General features: G+C 71.8%; 23 protein-coding genes. 8 read left to right on the top strand and 15 right to left on the bottom strand.

Features of this window, described 5'->3' with window-relative positions; genetic code table 11:
• Positions 1-47: 47 nt before the first annotated feature.
• Both HD596_RS38705 and HD596_RS38700 read left to right on the top strand, forming a co-directional pair.
• Positions 48-383: an ArsR/SmtB family transcription factor gene (locus HD596_RS38705; protein WP_185078982.1), complete on the top strand. Its 336-nt coding sequence runs from the start codon at positions 48-50 to the stop codon at positions 381-383.
• Entirely contained in the window at positions 380-802 is a 423-nt protein-coding gene (locus tag HD596_RS38700; protein WP_185074420.1) for an SRPBCC domain-containing protein, read from the top strand. Before HD596_RS38705 ends, HD596_RS38700 begins: the two co-directional genes overlap by 4 nt.
• On the opposite strand, the gene HD596_RS38695 is transcribed toward HD596_RS38700, so the two are convergent.
• Genes HD596_RS38695 through HD596_RS38675 form a run of 5 tightly spaced genes read right to left on the bottom strand, consistent with a single transcriptional unit; the run spans position 799 to position 3,813 of the window.
• Positions 799-1,011 (bottom strand): hypothetical protein, encoded by a 213-nt coding sequence (locus HD596_RS38695; RefSeq protein WP_185074419.1) that lies wholly within the window; start codon positions 1,009-1,011, stop codon positions 799-801. The genes HD596_RS38700 and HD596_RS38695 overlap by 4 nt on opposite strands.
• A gap of 3 nt (positions 1,012-1,014) precedes the next feature.
• Positions 1,015-1,749, bottom strand: coding sequence for an alpha/beta fold hydrolase (locus HD596_RS38690; protein ID WP_185074418.1), 735 nt, complete (start codon positions 1,747-1,749; stop codon positions 1,015-1,017).
• Positions 1,746-2,369, bottom strand: a complete 624-nt coding sequence (locus HD596_RS38685; RefSeq protein WP_185074417.1) for a LysE family translocator — start codon at positions 2,367-2,369, stop codon at positions 1,746-1,748. Before HD596_RS38685 ends, HD596_RS38690 begins: the two co-directional genes overlap by 4 nt.
• Before the next feature lie 49 nt (positions 2,370-2,418).
• Entirely contained in the window at positions 2,419-3,390 is a 972-nt protein-coding gene (locus tag HD596_RS38680; protein WP_185074416.1) for a helix-turn-helix transcriptional regulator, read from the bottom strand.
• A 51-nt stretch (positions 3,391-3,441) separates the two neighbouring features.
• A complete protein-coding gene (locus HD596_RS38675; protein WP_185074415.1) occupies positions 3,442-3,813 on the bottom strand; it encodes a winged helix-turn-helix transcriptional regulator in 372 nt (123 codons plus the stop codon).
• A 79-nt stretch (positions 3,814-3,892) separates the two neighbouring features.
• On the opposite strand from HD596_RS38675, the gene HD596_RS38670 reads away from it, so the two are divergent.
• A complete protein-coding gene (locus HD596_RS38670; protein WP_185074414.1) occupies positions 3,893-4,729 on the top strand; it encodes an SDR family oxidoreductase in 837 nt (278 codons plus the stop codon).
• A 4-nt stretch (positions 4,730-4,733) separates the two neighbouring features.
• Here HD596_RS38670 and HD596_RS38665 read toward each other — a convergent pair whose 3' ends face one another.
• The 4 genes from HD596_RS38665 to HD596_RS38650 form a co-directional block, all read right to left on the bottom strand.
• Positions 4,734-5,498 (bottom strand): sulfite exporter TauE/SafE family protein, encoded by a 765-nt coding sequence (locus HD596_RS38665; protein ID WP_185074413.1) that lies wholly within the window; start codon positions 5,496-5,498, stop codon positions 4,734-4,736.
• A gap of 78 nt (positions 5,499-5,576) precedes the next feature.
• Positions 5,577-6,524: a VWA domain-containing protein gene (locus tag HD596_RS38660; RefSeq protein WP_185074412.1), complete on the bottom strand. Its 948-nt coding sequence runs from the start codon at positions 6,522-6,524 to the stop codon at positions 5,577-5,579.
• Positions 6,521-7,453 carry a DUF58 domain-containing protein gene (locus HD596_RS38655; RefSeq protein WP_185074411.1) on the bottom strand — a complete coding sequence of 311 codons (933 nt, stop codon included), beginning with the start codon at positions 7,451-7,453 and terminating at the stop codon, positions 6,521-6,523. The genes HD596_RS38660 and HD596_RS38655 overlap by 4 nt, the downstream gene beginning before the upstream one ends.
• 7 nt (positions 7,454-7,460) lie before the next feature.
• Positions 7,461-8,462, bottom strand: a complete 1,002-nt coding sequence (locus HD596_RS38650) for an AAA family ATPase (RefSeq protein WP_185074410.1) — start codon at positions 8,460-8,462, stop codon at positions 7,461-7,463.
• Between the two features lie 55 nt (positions 8,463-8,517).
• Here HD596_RS38650 and HD596_RS38645 point away from each other — a divergent pair, with 55 nt between their 5' ends.
• Positions 8,518-9,294 (top strand): hypothetical protein, encoded by a 777-nt coding sequence (locus tag HD596_RS38645; protein ID WP_185074409.1) that lies wholly within the window; start codon positions 8,518-8,520, stop codon positions 9,292-9,294.
• 14 nt (positions 9,295-9,308) lie between these two features.
• On the opposite strand, the gene HD596_RS38640 is transcribed toward HD596_RS38645, so the two are convergent.
• Positions 9,309-9,953: a response regulator gene (locus tag HD596_RS38640; RefSeq protein ID WP_185074408.1), complete on the bottom strand. Its 645-nt coding sequence runs from the start codon at positions 9,951-9,953 to the stop codon at positions 9,309-9,311.
• Complete coding sequence (locus HD596_RS38635) at positions 9,950-11,161, bottom strand: sensor histidine kinase (protein ID WP_313046015.1); 1,212 nt, start codon at positions 11,159-11,161, stop codon at positions 9,950-9,952. Before HD596_RS38635 ends, HD596_RS38640 begins: the two co-directional genes overlap by 4 nt.
• 146 nt (positions 11,162-11,307) lie before the next feature.
• On the opposite strand from HD596_RS38635, the gene HD596_RS38630 reads away from it, so the two are divergent.
• Positions 11,308-11,871 (top strand): ClpP family protease, encoded by a 564-nt coding sequence (locus tag HD596_RS38630; RefSeq protein ID WP_185074407.1) that lies wholly within the window; start codon positions 11,308-11,310, stop codon positions 11,869-11,871.
• Position 11,872: 1 nt separating this feature from the next.
• Positions 11,873-12,490, top strand: coding sequence for an ATP-dependent Clp protease proteolytic subunit (locus HD596_RS38625; protein ID WP_185074406.1), 618 nt, complete (start codon positions 11,873-11,875; stop codon positions 12,488-12,490).
• 250 nt (positions 12,491-12,740) lie between these two features.
• Here HD596_RS38625 and HD596_RS38620 read toward each other — a convergent pair whose 3' ends face one another.
• Positions 12,741-13,637: a helix-turn-helix transcriptional regulator gene (locus tag HD596_RS38620; RefSeq protein ID WP_185074405.1), complete on the bottom strand. Its 897-nt coding sequence runs from the start codon at positions 13,635-13,637 to the stop codon at positions 12,741-12,743.
• A 298-nt stretch (positions 13,638-13,935) separates the two neighbouring features.
• Between HD596_RS38620 and HD596_RS38615 the strand changes: the two genes are divergently transcribed.
• The gene (locus HD596_RS38615; protein ID WP_185074404.1) at positions 13,936-14,958 is read left to right on the top strand and encodes a zinc-dependent alcohol dehydrogenase family protein; all 1,023 of its coding nucleotides are present in this window, start codon (positions 13,936-13,938) and stop codon (positions 14,956-14,958) included.
• A 258-nt stretch (positions 14,959-15,216) separates the two neighbouring features.
• On the opposite strand, the gene HD596_RS38610 is transcribed toward HD596_RS38615, so the two are convergent.
• The 3 genes from HD596_RS38610 to HD596_RS38600 form a co-directional block, all read right to left on the bottom strand.
• Positions 15,217-15,597, bottom strand: coding sequence for a DUF2255 family protein (locus HD596_RS38610; protein WP_185074403.1), 381 nt, complete (start codon positions 15,595-15,597; stop codon positions 15,217-15,219).
• 35 nt (positions 15,598-15,632) lie between these two features.
• Positions 15,633-16,622 carry an aldo/keto reductase gene (locus HD596_RS38605; RefSeq protein ID WP_185074402.1) on the bottom strand — a complete coding sequence of 330 codons (990 nt, stop codon included), beginning with the start codon at positions 16,620-16,622 and terminating at the stop codon, positions 15,633-15,635.
• A 63-nt stretch (positions 16,623-16,685) separates the two neighbouring features.
• Complete coding sequence (locus HD596_RS38600) at positions 16,686-18,089, bottom strand: DHA2 family efflux MFS transporter permease subunit (RefSeq protein WP_185074401.1); 1,404 nt, start codon at positions 18,087-18,089, stop codon at positions 16,686-16,688.
• Positions 18,090-18,739: 650 nt separating this feature from the next.
• On the opposite strand from HD596_RS38600, the gene HD596_RS38595 reads away from it, so the two are divergent.
• Complete coding sequence (locus HD596_RS38595; protein WP_185074400.1) at positions 18,740-19,369, top strand: hypothetical protein; 630 nt, start codon at positions 18,740-18,742, stop codon at positions 19,367-19,369.
• The last annotated feature ends 487 nt before the right edge of the window (positions 19,370-19,856 follow it).

Below are 19,856 nucleotides of genomic sequence, written 5' to 3'. Positions count from 1 at the left end.
ATTGCCTCTAGCGTTAAGGGTTAACAGCCTAACGGAAGCAGGCAACAATTAACACCAACGTTAACGAAATCGACGCGACGCTGGCCGCGCTCGCCGATCCCACCCGGCGCAAGGTCATCGACCTGCTGCGCGAAGGCCCGCGCCCGGCCGGCGAGCTGGCGCAGGCCGTCCAGATGAGCGCCCCCGCCCTCAGCAGGCACCTGCGCGTGCTGCGGGCGGGCGGTCTCGTGCAGGCGGAGGCGGGGGGCAGCGACGCCCGCCTGCGCCTGTACACGCTGCGCCAGGAGCCGTTCGCGGCGCTGCAGGCGTGGCTGGACCAGGTGCAGGCGTTCTGGGCCGAGCAGCTCGGCTCGTTCAAGGACCACGTGGAGCGCAGCCGGTGAACTCCGTCCAGGCCAGCGTCACCGTGCCCGTCGACCCGGCGACCGCGTTCCGGATCTTCACCGACGAGATCGACAGCTGGTACGTGCGCGGCCGCCACAGCTGGGTCGACCCGGCCCGCGCGGTCGCCATCCGCTTCGAGGACGGCTTCCTGCGCGAGCTGTGGTCCGACGGCGGCCACGTCGACACCGGCAGGATCGTGGCCTGGGAGCCGCCGCGCCGCCTGGTCTGGGCCGACCTGCTCAACGAGGGCGGCCGGATGGAGATCGAGGTGGCCTTCAGCCCGGTCGAGGGCGGCACCGAGGTGCTGCTGGAGCACCGCGGCCTGGACACGCTGCCCCCGGACGTGGCCGGGCGCATCCGGCGCGGCTACTCCTGGAACATCGTGCTGCGCTGGTTCGCCGGCCGGTGGACGGGCTAGCGGCGGCCGTACTTCTTGTGCACGGCCTGCTTGCTCACCCCGATCGCGTCGGCGATCTGCGCCCAGGCCAGCCCCGCCACCCTGGCCCGCCGCACCTGGACCGCCTCCAGACGCTCGATCTCGCGGCGCAGGGCGGTCGTGGCGTGCAGGGCCAGCAGCGGGTCGTCGTCCTGCGCCTGCCGAAGGAGGGTCGCCAGGTCGTTCGTCATGCCCTAAAGGTAGTCCAGGAGCAGCCGGTTGATCTCCTCGGGACGTTCGAGGGCGGGCAGGTGCCCGGCCCACTCCAGCTCGACCAACCGCGCCCGGGGCAGCGCGCCGGCCAGGTGGCGGGCGCTGTCCTGGAAGTACGGCAGGTCGTGCGCGCCGGCCACGACCAGCGCCGGCACGTCGATCTCCGCCGGCACGACCTCCTTCTCGACCTGCGACGGCTCCGGATCGGCGGCCAGCTGCACCTCGAACGCGTGCCGCTGCATCGCCACCACGCGCCCGAACGTCTCCCGCGACGCCTCGGGCCCGAGCAGGGTGCGCGCGTTCAGCTCCGCCGCCCCCTCGACGTCGCCCGCCTCCAGCAGGCGCCCCTCCTCGTCCCAGTAGGCCCGCAGGTCCGGCGTGGGCGCCAGGTCGGAGACGGGGTTCAGCAGCACGAGCCGGCCGGCGAGCCCGGCCGCCGCCAGCTCCAGCGCGACCCGGCCCCCGCCCGACGAGCCGACCAGCGCCGCCCGGCTCACCTCCAGCGCGGCCAGCAGCCGCGCCACGTCGTCACTGTCGCTGTACGGGCCGTCCGACCGGTAGGGGCTGCGCCCGTAGCCCCGGAAGTCCACCGTGATCACCCGGAAGCGCTCGGACAGGGCCTCCACCTGCGCGTCCCACATGCCCGAGTCGACCGCCGTCGAATGCAGCAGCACGACGGGCTCGCCCGTGCCCCGCTCGGAGTGCCAGATCGTCATCGCGACTCCACCGCCAGCCGCACGCCCAGCCCGATCAGCACCACGCCGGAGATCTGCTCCAGCCGCCGGCGCACCGCGGGCCGTCCCAGCACCGCCTTGGCCTTGGCCACCGTCCAGATGAGCAGCCCGTACCAGGCCAGGTCGACCAGCACCCACACGACGGCCAGCGTCGCGAGCGTGACCGGCACGTTCTGCCCGGGCGCGACGAACTGCGGCAGGAACGACATCGCGAACACCGCCGCCTTCGGGTTGGCCAGGCACGTCCCGAGGCCCGCCAGGTACGGCCCGCGCCGGCCCGGCACCGCCACCTCCTCGGCCTCCGTGCCGGTCGCCGGGACGCCCTTGCGGGCCTGCCACAGCGCCTGGGCGCCCATCACGACCAGCACGACGGCGCCGGCCACGCGCATCACGTCATAGGCCAGCTGCGAGGCCACCAGCAGCGCCGACAGGCCGAAGGCGGCCGCCAGCCCCCACAGCAGGATGCCGGTCTCGTTGCCCAGGGTGGCGGCCATGCCGGAGCCGCGGCCCGCGCGCAGCGTCTGGCGCAGGATGATGGCCGTGCTGACCCCGGGCGCCATGGCGACCAGGACGCACGCGCCCACGAAAGCGAGTAGATACATGGGCGGCATGTTCCCAGAAACCATGCCGGTGAGTCGCCTGGTTATCGGCCTACTCGTACAGCTTGCGCAGCTCGGCGACCGCCTCGCACATCAGCGCCCGCAGCTCCGGCGGCCCCAGCACCTCGACGTCCGCCCCCATCCGCAGCAGCAGCCAGCGCGCGTGCGTGATCGACTCGATCGGCACCGTCAGCGTCAGCCAGCCCTCCGGATCGGGCCCGTCGGCCGCGGCCAGCGCGGCGCCCACCACGTCGGAGCCCATCGTGTACGCCAGCAGCTCACCCCGGCCGGGGGCGAGCCTGATGACGGCCTCGGCGGTGTACATCCGCTCGCGGAACTCCTTGGCGTAGCCCTGCCAGAACCCGCCCAGGTCGAACCCCTCGGGCCAGGGGAAGCGGCCGGGCAGCGTCTCCACGGTCAGGATCCGCGCCACCCGGTAGGTGCGGGCGCTGCCGCCCGGCGGCGCGGCCACCATGTACCAGGAGCCGCCCTTGAGCACCAGCCCGTACGGGTGGATCACCCGGTCGACCTCCTGCTGCCCCCAGCGCCGGTAGGTCATGTGCAGCGGCCGCTGGTCCCACACCGCCTCGGCCACCTCGCTCAGATGCGGCACGTCGTCGGCCGAGCGGTACCAGCTCGGCACGTCGAGCAGGAACCGCTCGCGCATCCGCGAGGCGTGCGAGCGCGGCTCGGGCGGCAGCGCGGCCAGCAGCTTCAGCTCCGCGGCGGCGGCCACCTCGCCCAGCCCCAGCTCGGCCGCCGGACCGGGCAGCCCCGCCAGGAACAGCGAGGAGGCCTCCTCGGCGGTCAGCCCGTTGAGCCTGGTGCGGTAGCCGTCGAGCAGCTGGTAGCCGCCCGCGGGGCCCCGGTCGGCGTAGACCGGCACGCCGGCCGCCGACAGCGCCTCCACGTCGCGGTAGACCGTGCGGACCGACACCTCCAGCTCCTCGGCCAGCTCAGGCGCGGTCATGCGGCCGCGCGACTGCAGGAGCAGGAGCAGCGAGAGCAGGCGGCTGGCACGCATGGCCCCATTGTAGGAAAGCCGTAGGGAAGCGGCCTGCGGGCGAGCGGGCGTTCAGCGGGCGGCGTACTCCTCCCGGGAGGACACCACCTGGGGCATGCGATCCTCCACCCACTCCAGGAGGGGGATGAGCCGCTCGGCGGCCTCCCGGCCCAGCTCGGTGAGGCTGTACTCGACCTTGGGCGGGATCGAGGACTCGGCCACGCGCAGCACCATGCCGTCGCGTTCGAGCGCGTGGAGGGTCTGGGACAACATCTTCTCGCTCACCCCGTCGACCCGGCGGCGCAGCGCGTTGAAGCGGTAGGGCCCCTCGTACAGGGCCACCAGCGCCAGGATCGCCCAGCGGCCGGTGATCGTCTCCAGCACTGAGCGAGAGGTGCACCGGCGCGAGAAGACATCGGCCACCAGCTCTTCGAACTCCTCCATGAAAACCAGCGTACGCGTTCGTGGGTACTTTCTGATAGAAAGTACTAACCAAACCGCTGGTACTGAACAGGGAGAAATCATGATCGTGGTGACCGGAGCCACCGGGCAGCTGGGCCGGCTGGTGGTCGAGGAGCTCAGGAAGCGCGTCCCCGCCGAGCAGATCGTCGCCGCCGCGCGCACCCCGGAGAAGGGCGCCGACCTCGGCGTCGAGGTGCGCCAGGCCGACTACGACCGGCCCGAGACCGTCAGGAGCGCGCTGCGGGGCGCCACCAGGGTGCTGCTCATCTCCGGCCTGGACCCCAACCGCCTGCAGCAGCACTCGACCGTCGTGGACGCCGCCAAGGAGGCCGGGGCCACGCTCGTCTACACCAGCGCGCCCGCCGCCGACACCACCGAGGCCCTGCTGGCCGCCGACCACCGGGCGACCGAGGAGTACATCAAGGCGTCCGGGGTGACGTACACGATCCTGCGCAACAACTGGTACAACGAGGTCTACGAGGCGACGATCACGGCCGCCCCGCAGCTCGGCGCCGTGCACGGCGCCGCCGGCGACGGCCGGGTCGCCTCCGCCTCCCGCGCCGACTACGCCGCCGCCGCGGCCGCCGTGCTGACCGGCGAGGGCCACGACGGGAAGGTGTACGAGCTGTCCGGCGACACGACCTGGAGCCGGGCCGACCTGGCCGCCGAGATCGCCGCGGTCACCGGCAAGGAGGTCGTCTACCAGGACCTGCCGAAGGACGAGTACGCGCGCGTGCTGACCGGCGCCGGCCTGCCCGCGCCGTTCGCCGAGATCATGGCGGACGTGGACGTCAACATCGCCCGCGGCTGGCTCTCCAAGACCCCCGGCACGCTGCGCGACCTCACCGGCCGCCCCACCCAGCCGATCGGCGAGTACGTCCGCTCGCTCCTGGCCTAGCCCGTCAGGCTGCGAACTGCTGCCATGCCAGCCTGGCCACCAGGGCCACCACGACGCACAGCAGCACGATCCGCACGAAGCCGGTGCCCCGCTTGAGCGCCATCCGCGCGCCGAGCTGGGCGCCGGCCACGTTGCACACGGCCATGCCGAGCCCGAGCCCCCAGTTCAGGTGCCCCTGGAGCCCGAAGACCAGTAGCGCCCCGAGGTTCGTCCCCACGTTGATGATCTTGGCGGACGCGGAGGCCGAGACGAAGTCCAGCCCGAGGATGGCGGTGAAGGCGATGATGAGGAACGTCCCCGTGCCCGGCCCCATGATGCCGTCGTAGAAGGCGATCCCCACCCCGGCCACCGCCACCGCGGCCAGCACCCGGCCGCGGGTCCGAAGGTGCGGCACCGGAACGGCCCCGAGCGCGGGCCGCAGCGTCACGAACGCGGCCACCCCGAGCAGCACCACCATGACGAGGGGCCGCAGCACCTCGGCCGAGATCGCCGCCGCGGCCGACGCCCCGAGCCCGGCGCTCAGCACGGCCAGCCACGCGCCGGGGAGCGCGACCTCCCGGTCGATCTTGGTGGAGCGGGCGTAGGCGACGGCCGCCGAGGTGGTGCCGAAGACCGACGACAGCTTGTTGGTGGCCATCGCCTCGACCGTGGGCAGCCCCGTCATCAAGATCGCGGGGAGCTGCACCAGCCCGCCCCCGCCCACGACGGCGTCGACCCATCCCGCCCCTGCCGCCGCGACCAGCAACACCAGGACCTGCTCCAGCGGCACGCCACTCCCCCGATTTCCCCCAAGAAACCCCAAGAGTGTACAAGTCGTACAGCAAGCGGTTTCGAGGCAGGGGTGACGTCAGGGGATCCGGGAGCCGAACAGCACCGCCGCGCCCGCCACCAGCAGCCCGGCCAGGATCGCGGCCACGATGAACCACTGGGTGATCTCCTGGTTGACCAGCTTGTAGCCGAGCGAGGTGCCGATCTGCTCGTAGACCTCGCGCAGCTCGCTGCCGGACTCGGCCGTGTAGGCCCGGCCGCTGGTCCCGTCGGACAGCGACTGCAGGGTCTGCTTGTTGACCGGCACGTTCACCGGGCGGCCGTCGATGTTGACGGTGCCCTCCTGGGTGCCGTACGCGATCGTGGAGACCGGCACGCGGGCCTGCTGGGCGGCGTCGATGGCCTCGTTCACGGACCTGCCCGAGGTGTTGTCGCCGTCGGACAGCAGCACGATCGCCGCCGGCGGCGGGTCGGTGGCGGCCTGCTGGTCGAACGAGCGCAGCGAGTCGAGCGAGTTGAAGACGGCCTCGCCGATCGCGGTGCCCGGGCGGGTGGTGAGGGTGCCGATGGCGGTGCCCACGGCCTGGTGGTCGGTGGTGGGCGAGATGACGACGTTGGCGGAGCGGGCGAAGGACACCACGCCGACGTTGAAGCGGTCCGGCAGCTCCCTGACGAACGCCTGCGCCGCGGCCTTGGCGGCGTTGATCCGGTTGGGCTGGACGTCGTCGGCGTCCATGGACAGCGACACGTCCAGCGCGATCATGATGGTGGCGCGGTCGCGCGGCACGCGTACCTGGTCGGCGGGTTTGGCGGCGCCGACGACCAGGAGCGCCATCATGAGGAGGAACAGCGCGGGGCCGACGTGGCGGCGCCAGCCGGGGCCGGCGGGGGCGACGAGGTCGAGCAGGGCCAGGTTCGTGAAGCGCACGGTGTAGCGGCGCCGGGCGAACATCGAGACGATGTACCCGGCCACCAGCAGCCCCACCAGCAGGAACAGCCAGAGCCAGCCGGGGGCCAAGAATGTCACGTAGGTCTCCTGTGGGCGAGGTGGCTCATGCGGCGCTGGCGGAGGACGAACTGCGCGATGTCGAACACCCAGTCCCGGTCGGTACGCAGCACGAGGTGCGCGATGCCGGCGCGGCGCAGCGCCACGCGGGTGCCCTCGCGCTGCAGGGCGGCCGCCTCCGCGTACGCTTGCCGAACCTTGGGTGAAAGATGCACTTCGCGTACCTTCCCGCTCTCGGGGTCGGTGAACGCTACCCTCCCCACGTCGGGGAGCTCCAGCTCGCGCGGGTCGATCACCTCGACCGCCAGCACCTGGTGACGGGCCGCCAGCCGCCTGATGGGGCGCTCCCAGGGGCGTTCGGCGTCGGGGTCGAGGCTGGGGCGGGCGTCGAGGAAGTCGGAGACGATCAGCCGCACGCCGCGCCGCCTGCGGCTGGCCGACAGCACCTCGATGGCCTCGGCCAGGTCGGGCGGGTCGGGCACGATCCGGCCGCGCGGGGCGTCCATGAGCGAGTGCAGCAGCCCGTAGAGGGCCGGGCGGCCGGTGCGCGCGGGCATGCGGTGCACGTACTCGTCGTGCAGCACCAGCGCGCCGAACCGGTCGCCCATCCTGCTCGACAGGAACCCGATCGCGCCGACCGCCGCCACCACCAGGTCGCGTTTGTCGGTGTCGGCGGTGCCGAAGTCCATGCTGGGCGACAGGTCGGCCAGCGCCCAGGTCTCCAGCTCCCGGTCGGCGATCAGGTCGCGTACGTGCGGGACGGTCGTGCGCGCGGTGACCGCCCAGTCCATGCGGCGCACGTCGTCCTCGCCGGGCACGTACACGCGGCTGTCGCCGGCCTCGCTGCCCGGCCCCGGCAGCAGCCCCTGGTGGGCGCCGTGCAGCAGCCCGTCCAGCCGCCGGGTGACCGTCAGCTCCAGCCGCCTGAGCGCCTGTTCCGCCGTGTTCACAGGCCGCTCACCGGTTCTGGTTCCAGACGACGAGGGGCGGGGGCACGGCCTGCAGGATCTGTTTGACGACCTGCTCCGGGTCGACGCCGTCGGCCAGGGCGTCGAAGGTGAGCATGAGCCGGTGCGACATGACGTCCACCGCCACGTCGCGTACGTCGTCGGGCAGCAGGTAGTCGCGGCCGCGCAGCAGGGCGAGCGCCCGCCCGGCCGAGACCAGGCCCAGCGTGGCCCGGGGGCTGACGCCGATCTCGATGGTGTCGATGAGGTCGGGCAGGCCGTAGTCGGCAGGGCTGCGGGTGGACATGACCAGCCGCACCACGTAGTCGGCGACGAGCTGGTGCACCGAGACCTGCTCGGCCGCCTCCTGCAGGGCCAGCAGCTTGTCCGGGTCGAGCACCCGCTCGGGGACCGGCGGCTTGACGCTCATCCGGTGGAGGATCTCCAGCTCCTCGTGCGCGCTGGGGTGCGGCACCCGTACCCGGAACAGGAACCGGTCGCGCTGCACCTCCGGCAGCGGATAGACGCCCTCGGACTCGATCGGGTTCTGGGTGGCGAGCACGATGAACGGCTTGGGCAGCGGGTGGGTGACGCCGGCGAGCGTGACCTGCCGCTCGGCCATCACCTCCAGCAGCGCGGACTGGACCTTGGCGGGGGCGCGGTTGATCTCGTCGGCCAGCAGGAAGTTGACGAACACGGGGCCGAGCTCGACATCGAACTTCTCGTTGGAGGGGTGGAAGACGCGGGTGCCGATGATGTCGCTCGGCACGAGGTCGGGGGTGAACTGGATACGGGCGAACGTGCCGCCCACGACAGTGGCCAGGGTGGAGGCGGCGAGGGTCTTGGCGACGCCTGGGACTCCTTCGAGCAGGCAGTGCCCGCGGGCCAGCAGGGCCACGATGAGCCTTTCGACCATGTGGTCCTGGCCGACGATGACACGCCGGACCTCGTCGAGACTTTGACGCAGCAGTGCCGCGTCGTTTCCGCCTGGCAACTCTTCGGCGACGCTCATGACGCCATTCCACCAAACGCGCCGCAAACGTGCACGACGCCACGTCTGTGCTTTCATGGCAAACGTGGCAAGTCCCCTGCAGTTCGGCGATCCACCCCGGCTGGGACCCTACGTGGTCCAGGCCCGCCTGCACACTGCCCCGGCCGGGTTCGTGTACCTCGGCCAGGGACCCGACGGGCGAGCGGTGTCGCTCGCCGTGCTCACGCGAGGGGCCGCGCTCGACGCCGCCGCCCGTGACCGGTTCGTGACCGCGGTCAGGGAGGCCAGGGGCGAACGGTCCGGATTGCGCGGCTGGCTCGGGCGTTCCGGGCGGTCGCGGGGCGCGGTGCTGGACGACACGCCCGAGGTGCTCGCCTTCGACGGCGGGCACGCGCCCTGGGTGGCGGTCCCGTACGTGCCCGGCCGGCCCGGGGCCGAGCGTTTCCTCGACCCCGTCATGGTGGGCGGGACGTTCATCGGCGAGGCGCACGGGCCCGACTTCGTGCCGTACTGGCTGACCGACCGCGCGCCGGCGCTGCCGGGGCCGACGCGGCAGCGCAGGCCGCTCACCGAGACCCGCAAGCGGGTCCTGATGGCCGCGCTGGCGCTGCTGCTGCTGCTGATGCTGGTGACGGCGATCCTGCTGCTGATGTTGCTGGGCCGGCGCGACAGCGAGCCGCAGCCCCGGCAGCTGCCGCCGACGGTGTTCGTGCCGACGCCGCCGCCGACGCCGGCCAGCCCCGAGCCGCGGCCCTCGCCGTCGACGTCGCCCTCCCCGTCGGAGAGCGGGCAGGTCACGCCCGGGCAGACACCCGGCGACGAGATGGGCGAGGAGTCCCCGCTCTTCCGTTAGCCGCGCGGGCCGGCTCAGCGCGGTGAGACGAAGCCCGACTCGTAGGCGGCGATCACGGCCTGGGTCCGGTCGCGGGCGCCCAGCTTGGCCAGCACGTTCCCCACGTGCGTCTTGACCGTCTCCTGGCTGACGACCAGCTCGGCGGCGATCTCGTTGTTGGACAGCCCCTTGGTCATCAGCCGCAGCACATCGCCCTCACGCCCGGTCAGCCGGTCGATCCCGGCCACCCGTCCCGGGCCCGGGGGCCGGCGCCCGGCCAGCGCCCGGATCGCGGCCGGGAACAGCAGCGACTCCCCCGCCGCGACCAGCTTGACCGCCTTGATCAGATCGTCCGGCCTGGTGCGCTTGAGCAGGAACCCGCTGGCCCCGGCCCGCAGCGCGTCGTAGACGTGGTCGTCGTTCTCGAACGTGGTCACCACCAGCACCTTCGGCGGCGCGTCCAGGGCCAGCAGGCGCTCGGTGGCCTGGATGCCGTCGAGCGCGGGCATGCGTACGTCCATGAGGACGACGTCGGGCCGCTCGCGGCGGACCAGGGGCAGGACGGCGGCACCGTCCGCGGCCTCGCCGACCACGGTCAGGTCCGGCTCGGCGTCGATGATGATCCGCAGTCCGGTGCGGATGAGGTCCTCGTCGTCGGCGATCACGACTCTGAGCGTCATGGGCTCGACCGTAGCGGCAGGCGTACCGTGACGCTCCATCCGGCCTCCGTGGGACCCGCGTCCAGGTCGCCGCGCAGCAGCCGGACGCGCTCGCGCATCCCCGTCACGCCCCTGCCTCCGGGACCGCCGCCGCTCACCCGTCCCGGGTTCGTGACCTCGAGCCTCAGGTCGTCGTCCTGAACGGCGGCGGCCAGACGTACGGGGCCGTGGCCGTGCTTGATGGCGTTGGTGAGCGCCTCCTGGAGAATGCGGTACGCCTCCCGGGAGACCACGGCGGGCACGGCGGACAGGTCGCCCACCTCCTGCCGCACCTGAGCGCCCGAGGCGGCCACGAGCTCGTCCAGGTCGGCCAGCGTGGCCTGCGGCGCCCTGTCCCTTCCGCCTTCGGCGGGAACGTCCGTGCTGTCGTCTTCACGCAGGACGCCCAGGACGTGGTCGAGGTCCTCCAGGGCGGTGCGGGCCGACTGCTCGATCGCGGCCAGGGCCTTTCTGGCGGTCTCCGGGTCGCGGTCGAGGACCCGTCCCGCGGCGGCGGCCTGCAGGGTGACGACGCTGAGCGCGTGCCCGACCGAGTCGTGCAGCTCGCGGGCCAGCCGGTTGCGTTCGGCGAGCGTACGGGCGTGGTGCTCGGCGGCGGCCAGGCGTTCGGCCGGGGTGGGGCCGAGCAGGACGGGAGCCAGCCTGGCCAGCAGCTCGCCCGCGCCCGCCACCGTCGCCACCAGCGCCCCCAGCAGCGCCAGCCCGCCCAGCGGCCACAGCAGCGCGGGCCATCCCGGCTCCACGACGACGCCGATGACCGGGGTCGCCCGCCCGGCGAACGGCAGCGCGAGCGTGACCAGCGTGAACGGCACGATGGCCAGCGTGGAGCCGCTGAGCAGCCCGCCGATCGCCAGGTGCAGGGTGAACCACGCGGCGGTCCGGCGCCGCTCCTGCCAGGTGCGGCCCGCCTGCCTGGGCGGGGTCTCGACGTGCGCCCCGAGCAGCCCCTGCGCCGCGTTCACCTCCAGCGCCCGGATCGGCAGGAACAGCCCGGTGACGGCCACCACCGGCAGCACCGCCACGAACACGCCGATCTGAATGGGCAGCAGCAGGTTGGCGCTCTGGCCCTGCGACTGGGCCGCGATCAGGACGCCGACCATCATGTACGGCATCAGCAGCGCGCCGCCCAGGATGAGGCACGCCCATCGGCGGGGCAGGTTCCTTCTCACATCCGCGATTGTATGTCGATGGTTATTCGCTCTCGGTGGAATGCGCCCTTAGAAAAATGCGCCCCCAGCGAAATGAGCGCGGAATTCAGAGCCGCCGGGTCTAGCGTTTTTCTCGGAAATACCCAGCGCAGAAAGGCGACCGCGTCATGACGGAGACCCAGCGTGCGGCCTGGCCCGACCAGCTCAGCCAGCGCCTGCTCAAGGAGCGGATCGTGGTCCTCGGCCAGGAGGTCGACGACGAGATTTGCAACCGGCTCTGCGGGGAGCTCCTATTGCTGGCGGCCGAAGACCCACACCGCGACATAACGCTTTACATCAATTCGCCGGGCGGATCCGTGACCGCCGGGATGGCGCTCTACGACATGATGCAGTTCATTCCGTGTGACGTGGCGACGGTGGCCATGGGGTTCGCCGCGTCCATGGGGCAGGTGCTGCTGACGGCGGGCGCCAAGGGCAAGCGCTACGCCCTGCCCAACTCCCGCATCGTCATGCACCAGCCGCTCGGCGGCATCGGCGGCTCGGCCAGCGACATCCAGATCCAGGCCGACAACATGCTCTACACCAAGCGCCGGATGGCCGAGATCATCGCCCACCACACGGGCCAGCCGCTGGAGCGCATCCAGGCCGACTCCGACCGCGACCGGTGGTTCACCGCCCAGGAGGCGCTCGACTACGGCATCGTCGACCACATCGCAGAAGGGATGAACTGATATGAGCGGCCGCTATGTGCTGCCCTCGTTCACGGAGCGCACGTCGTACGGCATCAAGGAGATGAACCCGTACAACAAGCTCTTCGAGGACCGGATCGTCTTCATCGGCGCCCCCATCGACGACACCGTGGCCAACGACGTGATGGCGCAGCTGCTCACGCTCGAGTCGCTCGATCCGGACCAGGACGTCAGCCTCTACATCAACTCCCCCGGCGGCTCGTTCACCGCCATGACGGCCATCTACGACACCATGCAGTTCATCCGGCCGGAGGTCCAGACCGTCTGCATCGGCGAGGCGGCCTCGGCCGCGGCGGTCCTGCTGGCGGCGGGCTCGCCCGGCAAGCGCGCCGCCCTGCCGCACGCCCGCGTCCTGCTGCACCAGCCCCACACCGAGGGCGGCCGCGGGCAGGGCAGCGACCTGGAGATCCACGCCAGGGAGATCCTGCGCATGCGCGACCAGCAGGAGGAGATCCTGGCCCGGCACACGGGGCGGGGGATCCTGGAGATCAGGAAGGACATCGAGCGGGATCGGATCTTCACGGCGGAGCAGGCGCGCACGTACAGGCTGGTGGACGACATCTTCGCCTCCAGAAAGCGCACCCTGACCCCCGCCCGCTGACCACCCCTCCCCCGGCCCCGGGTTGGAGGCCGGGCCGGGGGGCCCGACGGCGGCGGGCTCATCGACGCCGGCGACCTCCGCGGACGAGTGGTCCTGACCTTGCGACCGGCAAGCGGCTGTTGGCACGCGTGAGCGTCCACCGCTCCATGGCGCAGCCGTCGCCTCCCCGCAATGGGCCGGCGTCGCCGCCGGACGGCGTGGGAGCACGACTCGGCACCGGTGGTGGCCCGGCCGGGGCGGTGCGGGTGTGTCAGCTGCGTTTGATGGGTGAGGGTCCGGTGTCCTGCGGGTGGTCGGCGAGGGTGGCGGCCCAGCTCGCCAGGAGGCGCAGGGCGTCGTGGGAGGGGGTGCCGGCGGCGGCGGTGTAGACGGTCAGGTTCAGGCCGGGGTCGGCTTGCAGGTCCATGGACTCGTAGTCGAGGGTGAGGTCGCCGACGGCGGGGTGGTGGAAGGTCTTGGCGCCGGAGTGGTGCAGGCGGACGTTGTGCTGGGCCCAGCGGGTGCGGAAGTCCGCGCTGCGGGTGCACAGCCCGCCGATCAGGTCGGTGAGGCCCTTGTCGAAGGGGTCGCGGCCGGCTTCGGTACGCAGCAGGGCGACCGTGATGTCGGCGGCGGTCTCCCAGTCGGGGAAGAAGTCGGGCCCGGCGGGGTCGAGGAACTGGAAGCGGGCGATGTTCGGCGGTTGGGCGGTGGCGGGGCGCGGGCTCTGGTAGACCGGCCAGTACATGGCGCGCCCGAGGTGATTGGCGGCCAGGATGTCCATGCGGCCGTTGCGGATGATCGCGGGGGCGTCGCTCATGGCGTCCAGCATCCGCTGCAGCCCGGGCCGGACCTTGCGGGCGGGGCGGCGGGGGCGGTGCCCGGTGCCGGCGGCGCGGGCCAGGTCGAACAGGTGGGCGCGTTCGGCCTCGTCGAGCTGCAGGGCGCGGGCGACAGCGTTCAGGACGTCGTCGGAGACGCCGCTGATGTGGCCTCTTTCGAGACGGGTGTACCAGTCGGTGCTCACGCCGGCCAGCACGGCGACTTCCTCGCGGCGCAGGCCGGGCACCCGGCGGCGCCCGCCGGGGGCCAGCCCCGCCTGCTCCGGCGTGATCTTGGCGCGCCGGCTGGCGAGGAAGGCGCGGATCTCGTCTCGATTGTCGTGCACGTCTCTCACTGTAGGCAGCGGCCGGGGGCGGAAGGGGGGTAGAGGTTGTCCCCCCGATAAACGCGACCTCCCGCCCGCGCGATACAGCCGGTTTCCTGGACGTTGTCATGAGAGATGGCGTTGCGCCGTTCCCTGATGGGCCGCCTGTGTTCACCGGAGCCGCAGCAGAGTGATCATGCGCGCCTTCCGCCCGGCGGCACCGGGGACGGCTCGTCCAGTGGGCGCCCGGCCAGGGCCGGCGCCGCCATCCGGCTCACGACCTGAGCACGCACAGCACGTCACAGCAAGGAGATCCACCATGCGTGGAACAGTTCTGTACGCCCCGGGCGACGTACGCGTCGAGGACCGCCCCGACCCGAGGATCGAGCAGCCCACCGACGCGGTGATCCACTTGGCCGCCACCTGCGTGTGCGGCTCGGACCTGTGGCCCTACCGCGGCATCGAACCGGTGAACCAGCCCACCCCGATGGGCCACGAGTACGTCGGCATCGTCGAGGAAGTCGGCAGCGAGGTCCGCACGATCAAGCCGGGGCAGTTCGTGGTCGGCTCGTTCTTCGCCTCCGACAACACCTGCGAGCTCTGCCGGGCCGGCTACCAGACGTCCTGCGTCCATCGGGAGTTCGCCGCCGCCACCGGCGCGCAGGCCCAGTACGCGCGCATCGCGCTGGCCGACGGGACCCTCGTGGCCACCCCCGGCCTGCCGGACCCGGACCTGATCCCGAGCCTGCTGGCCGCCTCCGACGTGCTGGGCACCGGCTGGTTCGGCGCCGTCGCCGCCGAGGTGGGCCCGGGCAAGACGGTGGCCGTGGTCGGTGACGGCGCGGTCGGCCTGCTCGCCGTACTGGCCGCCAGGCAGCTCGGCGCGGAGCGGATCATCGCGATGAGCCGGCACGAGCCCCGGCAGAAGCTGGCTCCGGAGTTCGGCGCCACGGACCTCGTCACGGAGCGCGGCGACGAGGGCGTGGCCCGCGTCAAGGAGCTGACCGGCGGTCTGGGCGCGCACTCGGTGATCGAGGCGGTCGGCACCCAGGAGTCGATGATGCAGGCCATCCGCTCCGCCCGCCCCGGCGGGCACGTCGGCTACGTCGGCGTCGCCCACGACGTCGCGCTGCCCGGCGAGGAGCTGTTCTTCTCCCACGTGCACCTGCACGGCGGCCCGGCCCCGGTGCGCCAGTACCTGCCCGAGCTGATCGGGCTGATCGGCGACCGCGCCATCGACCCCGGCAAGGTCTTCGACCTCACCCTGCCCCTGGAGCAGGCGGCCGAGGGGTACAAGGCGATGGACGAACGCCGCGCCATCAAGACCCTCCTGCAGCCGTGAGCCCGGGCGCCCTCCTCCGGAAGCCCCCCGCGACGTGGCGAGGGCGGGCTTCCGGAGAAGAGCCCGCGCCACCGCCGAAGCCCTGCTGTGAGGCTCGCACCCTCCATATCGGCACCTACGACGCACCGCTCGAACAGCTCAAGCGCCTCGAAGGCTTAGCCGTCACAGTTGTCGGCCGAAAGCGCACGGACGACCGAACGCCGGCCGCTTGGCCGCGTCCGGGTCCTCGCCGGCGGCGGGGCGGCCGACGGCCGGGGGTCATGATCGCGGCAGGAGCTTCAGGGTGGTGGCTCGGGCCTTGGCGGCGACCATGGGGATGACGTACGTGTTGCCGTAGCGCTGGTACTTGGTGCGGTACGCCGCGTCGATCCGGTCGTTGATGCCGGGATCGTTCTCCTCGGCCAGGGCGACGTCCTTGTCGATGCCGCCGGCGGCGATGTGGGCGTGGTGGCCGGCTCTGGCCGTCCGGTACCAGGCGCCGTCGCTGCCTCGGTAGGAGCGGACGTAGAGGTCGTCGCCGTCACGGACGACCCAGATGGGCACCGGTGCGCGCGGCGTGCCGTCGTCGCGGACGGGCGCGATCTGCAGCTCCTCCGCCGCGCCGATACGGGCGAGCTCGTCCCTGGTCCATGAAGCCATGACAGATGTCCTTCCCCCTGATGGTGATGGCGAGGTCACAGGCCGGTCATGCGTTCGAGGTGTTCGGGGTAGCGGGCGCCCTGGATGTCGATCTTCGCGGCGGTGCCGCCGATGTGTTCGAGGTCGTCGGTGGTGAGCTCGACGTGGGCGGCGGCGATGTTCTCCGCCAGTCGCTCCAGCCGGCGGGTGCCGGGGATCGGGACGATCCACGGGTGCTGGGCCAGCAGCCAGGCCAGCGCGATCTGCGCGGGTGTGGCGCCCTTCTCCTGGGCGATGGCGCCCAGGAGATCGACGAGCGTCTGGTTCGCCTTCCTCGCCTCGGCGGTGAAGCGCGGGATGCTCGCGCGGATGTCGCTGCGGTCGAAGGTGGTGGCGTCATTGACGGTGCCGGTGAGGAACCCCTTGCCGAGCGGGCTGTAGGGGACGAAGCCGATGCCGAGTTCCGCCAGGACCGGCAGGACCTCCTGTTCGGGCCTGCGCCACCACAGGGAGTACTCGCTCTGCACGGCGGTCACGGGCTGGACGGCGTGGGCGCGGCGGATGGTGCCGGCGGCTGCCTCGGACATGCCGAAGTGCCGGACCTTGCCGTCCTGGATGAGCCCTTTGACCGCTCCCGCGACGTCCTCGATCGGCACCTGCGGGTCGACGCGGTGCTGGTAGTACAGGTCGATCACGTCGACGCCGAGCCGCTGGAGCGAGCCGTCGACGGCCTGCCGGATGTGCTCGGGCCGGCTGGACAGCCCCCTCTGGCGGCCCTCGGCGTCGAACGCGAACCCGAACTTGGTGGCGATCACGACCTGCTCGCGGACGGGAGCGAGGGCCTCGCCCACCAGTCGCTCGTTGACGAACGGCCCGTAGACCTCGGCGGTGTCGAAGAACGTGACGCCGCGCTCCACCGCTGCCCGGATGAGCGCGATCATCTCCTGCCGGGTGCCGGGGTTGGGGCCGTAGCTCTGGCTCATGCCCATGCAGCCGAGGCCGAGCGCCGAGACCTCGAGATCATGTCCGAGAGTTCGCTTCTCCATGGTCAGCTCCTTAGTCGATCGTTCACCACTGATCGTGATGGCCTGGATTGGTGGCGTTCACGGTCAGTCCGGATGCGTGGCTGTGAGGGCGGCTCTGAGCAGCCGGCTCGCGGCCGCGGCGGCCAGCGCGGCCGCGGCGGCGATGAGCAGGCTGGTACGCAGGCCGTGCGGGAAGCCGCTCGGTTGCGCGAGCAGCGCGCCGAAGACCGCGACGGCCAGGGCACCACCGACCTGCCGGCTGGTGTTGAACACGCCGCCGGCGACCCCGGCACGGTGGGACGGGACGGCGTCCAGCAGGGCGGCGGTCATCGGCGGCATCACGAGCGGACCGCTCAGTCCGATCGGGACCATCAGGGCGGCCAGGGCCCAGACCGGTGTCGAGGCGGGCGCGAGGGCGAGGATCGACAGGCCCGCCGCCATGAGGGCCAGCCCGGTGCTGATGAGTGCCCGCGTACCGATCCTTTCGGTGATGCGCGCGCTGAAGGGGGTCACGATGGCGCCGATGACCATCATCGGGACGAACGCCGCTCCGACGGCCAGGGCGGACAGACCCCGCACCTGCTGGAGGTAGAGGCTCATCACGAACGGCAGCCCGTAGTAACCGACGACGAACGCGAAGCCGACGACGACGCTGACCGTCGCGGCGCGGGAGGCGAACAGGTCCAGCGGCACCATCGGGTGGGTGCGGAGCGCCTGGACCGCGAGGAAGGCGGCGAGCGCCACGCCCGCCACCGCGAACGCGGCGATCACCCGGGGCGCGGCGAACCCGGCGGCACCGGCCTCGATCGCGCCGTAAGTCAGCCCGCCCATCGCCAGGACCGCGCTGACCTGGCCCGGCCAGTCGAAGGGGACGCGCCGGTGGGGCGAGCGCCGCGTGCGGGCGAGCAGGATCAGGGCCGCCACGGCGACGGGCAGGTTGATGAAGAAGATCAGCCGCCAGCTGAGCATGGTCAGCAGCCCGCCCAGGACGGGACCGCACGAGGAGGCGACGGCGCCGCCCATCGCCCACACCGCGACCGCCCGACCCCGCCGGACCGGGTCCGGGTAGGCGTGCCCGATCAGCGCCATCGAGGAGGGCATCATCACCGCGGCCGCCGCGCCCTGGAAGAGGCGGGCGGCCACCAGCGCGCCCAGATTCGGCGCCAGGCCGCAGGCCACCGAGGCGAGGGCGAAGATCGCTACCCCGACGCCGAAGGCCCGGCGCGCTCCGACGCGGTCGGCCAGAGAACCGGAGGACAGCAGCAGCGCGGCGAACATCAGCGTGTAGCCGTCGACGACCCACTGCAGCCCGGTGATGCCACCGCCGACGTCGTTCCGGATCGATGGCAGGGCGACGTTGACGATGACCGCGTCGAGGGTGATGACGAAGAATCCGAGCACGGCGGCGACCAGCGCGCGACCGGCCGAGGCATGCGGCCGGTCGGCGTCGGCGGCGACGGTGGGGCATACAGTGCGGGTGGTGGGCATCAGCGGTGATCTCTTCGCAACTCTTCGCAACGCGGAGCGGACAGACGGACGGGCTGCTCTGGCTGGGGACACACGGTGACGGGCGCGCCGTACGTTCATGGCGCGGCACGTCTCGCCGGCCTGGCGGGAGGCGGGCAGCCGCTCCTCAGGACCTGGGCATCAACCAGGAAACCGCAGGTGGGCGTGGCGAGGGAGTCCCTGTCGTTGCCTGTACTGGCAGACCACCCCACACCGGGTTTGGACCGGGGCGGATGCATCGCGTTCGACGGCGAGCCCCGACGCCCGGTCACGCGGCCCGGACGACCGCAGCACTTCGGCGGGGCATCCGCCGGGGACGGCACCGGCCGGTCAAGGTCAAGATTCACCTGCCCTTTCACCCGGCTCACCGGACGCGCCACAGGGCGGGGCCTGGCTGCCCACCTTGCCGAACGCCACGTCCAGCAAGGTCTTTACACCGTCGTGTCCACCATGGCGGCCGCCTGCTCCTTATCGCAGGCGGGATGGATGTACCAGTCCACCTGGACCGGAAGCCCATCGACAACGTAGCCCAGACCGAGCGCCCTGGTCCCGCGAGGACCGTTGCGGCGACCATAAAAGGCCAGTGAAGAGTAGGCTGTCTACATATAGGCTGTCTACTCTTAAGGTGAGCGATGGGTCGAACGAACCGGAACCTGCTGGTGTGGCTGCACGTGCTGACATCGGTGGGCTGGATGAGCCAGGCGCTCGCCCTGTTCACCCTGAACGTGTACGGCATGGCGACCGGCGACCGCGACGCATACGTGATGGCGGAGTTGCTCGACGAGAACGTGCTGGTGCACCTGGCCAACGGGTCCCTCTTCACCGGCTTCATGCTCTCGGCGCTCACCCGGTGGGGCTACTTCCAGTACTGGTGGGTGCTGTTGAAGGCCGTCATCTCGCTGATCCAGCTCAACGTCGCCATCTTCGTGCTCAGCCCCGCGCTGACCGCGCTCGCCGAGGGCGAGGCCGTCGCCACCCTGGCGATGCCCGTGGGCACGCTGCTCATGGCCTCGGCCATCGCCTTCCAGGGCTGGCTCTCGATCGCCAAGCCGTGGAAGCGCACCCCATGGACTGCGAAGCCCGTGCCGTCGCCCACCCCGCCCGCCTGGTTCCCGTACTTCGTCCTCGCGGTGCCCGTGGCCGACTTCGCGCTCGCCTTCTTCGTCTTCGGCCACCCGGCCCCGCTCTTCTTCCTCCTCACGGCGGTCGGCTATCCCTTCTGGCGCTCCCGCCGCCTCACCCCCGCACCGACCGCAGTCTGAGGCCGGGCCGGAGTAATGGCGCAGGATCCGTCGGAGCAGGTGCCCCGCTGATGGGAGAGGGCGATCACCTCCAGCGGCCCGTACGACGACCCCGTCCCGTCGGGCAGGTCAGCGCGCCAGAACCGCCGGTCGCCCAGGTCAGCGAAGCGGTAGCCGAGCATGGAGAAGATGCCGAACACGGTGTCCGAATCGGACGCCTGGTGGGTCGTGACGACCTCGGGCTACGGGCCGGTGTCAATGTTGATCAGCCGTAGGCGTCCCGGATCATCCACGCGTGCCCACAGGCCGTCTCGGCCGCTCCCCGTACCTCTTCACCTGCGGCCCGTTATGGACCCTGACCTTCAGCCGGAAACTCAGGGGCTGTTTCTTAGAACCACCGCACTCCTCTGGCAGCACCATCCGCCGACCATCGCCCAAGATCGCACAAAATCGGGGTTCGGCACACCGGCCACGACAGCACACGCCAAGCAATAAGACAAGAGTTGAC

It is taken from the genome of Nonomuraea jabiensis (assembly GCF_014204795.1).
In the GTDB taxonomy this organism is placed as follows: Bacteria; Actinomycetota; Actinomycetes; order Streptosporangiales; family Streptosporangiaceae; genus Nonomuraea; species Nonomuraea jabiensis.
This window is presented reverse-complemented; position numbering and strand designations above follow the sequence as displayed.

Bases quoted from the DNA above. Each gene is read 5' to 3' on its own strand.
- HD596_RS38695 (WP_185074419.1), bottom strand. From the start codon at position 1,011: ATGACGAACGACCTGGCGACCCTCCTTCGGCAGGCGCAGGACGACGAC.
- HD596_RS38690 (WP_185074418.1), bottom strand. From the start codon at position 1,749: ATGACGATCTGGCACTCCGAGCGGGGCACGGGCGAGCCCGTCGTGCTG.
- HD596_RS38685 (WP_185074417.1), bottom strand. From the start codon at position 2,369: ATGTATCTACTCGCTTTCGTGGGCGCGTGCGTCCTGGTCGCCATGGCG.
- HD596_RS38680 (WP_185074416.1), bottom strand. From the start codon at position 3,390: ATGCGTGCCAGCCGCCTGCTCTCGCTGCTCCTGCTCCTGCAGTCGCGC.
- HD596_RS38675 (WP_185074415.1), bottom strand. From the start codon at position 3,813: ATGGAGGAGTTCGAAGAGCTGGTGGCCGATGTCTTCTCGCGCCGGTGC.
- HD596_RS38670 (WP_185074414.1), top strand. From the start codon at position 3,893: ATGATCGTGGTGACCGGAGCCACCGGGCAGCTGGGCCGGCTGGTGGTC.
- HD596_RS38650 (WP_185074410.1), bottom strand. From the start codon at position 8,462: ATGAGCGTCGCCGAAGAGTTGCCAGGCGGAAACGACGCGGCACTGCTG.
- HD596_RS38645 (WP_185074409.1), top strand. From the start codon at position 8,518: ATGGCAAACGTGGCAAGTCCCCTGCAGTTCGGCGATCCACCCCGGCTG.
- HD596_RS38640 (WP_185074408.1), bottom strand. From the start codon at position 9,953: ATGACGCTCAGAGTCGTGATCGCCGACGACGAGGACCTCATCCGCACC.
- HD596_RS38630 (WP_185074407.1), top strand. From the start codon at position 11,308: ATGACGGAGACCCAGCGTGCGGCCTGGCCCGACCAGCTCAGCCAGCGC.
- HD596_RS38625 (WP_185074406.1), top strand. From the start codon at position 11,873: ATGAGCGGCCGCTATGTGCTGCCCTCGTTCACGGAGCGCACGTCGTAC.
- HD596_RS38615 (WP_185074404.1), top strand. From the start codon at position 13,936: ATGCGTGGAACAGTTCTGTACGCCCCGGGCGACGTACGCGTCGAGGAC.
- HD596_RS38610 (WP_185074403.1), bottom strand. From the start codon at position 15,597: ATGGCTTCATGGACCAGGGACGAGCTCGCCCGTATCGGCGCGGCGGAG.
- HD596_RS38605 (WP_185074402.1), bottom strand. From the start codon at position 16,622: ATGGAGAAGCGAACTCTCGGACATGATCTCGAGGTCTCGGCGCTCGGC.
- HD596_RS38600 (WP_185074401.1), bottom strand. From the start codon at position 18,089: ATGCCCACCACCCGCACTGTATGCCCCACCGTCGCCGCCGACGCCGAC.
- HD596_RS38595 (WP_185074400.1), top strand. From the start codon at position 18,740: ATGGGTCGAACGAACCGGAACCTGCTGGTGTGGCTGCACGTGCTGACA.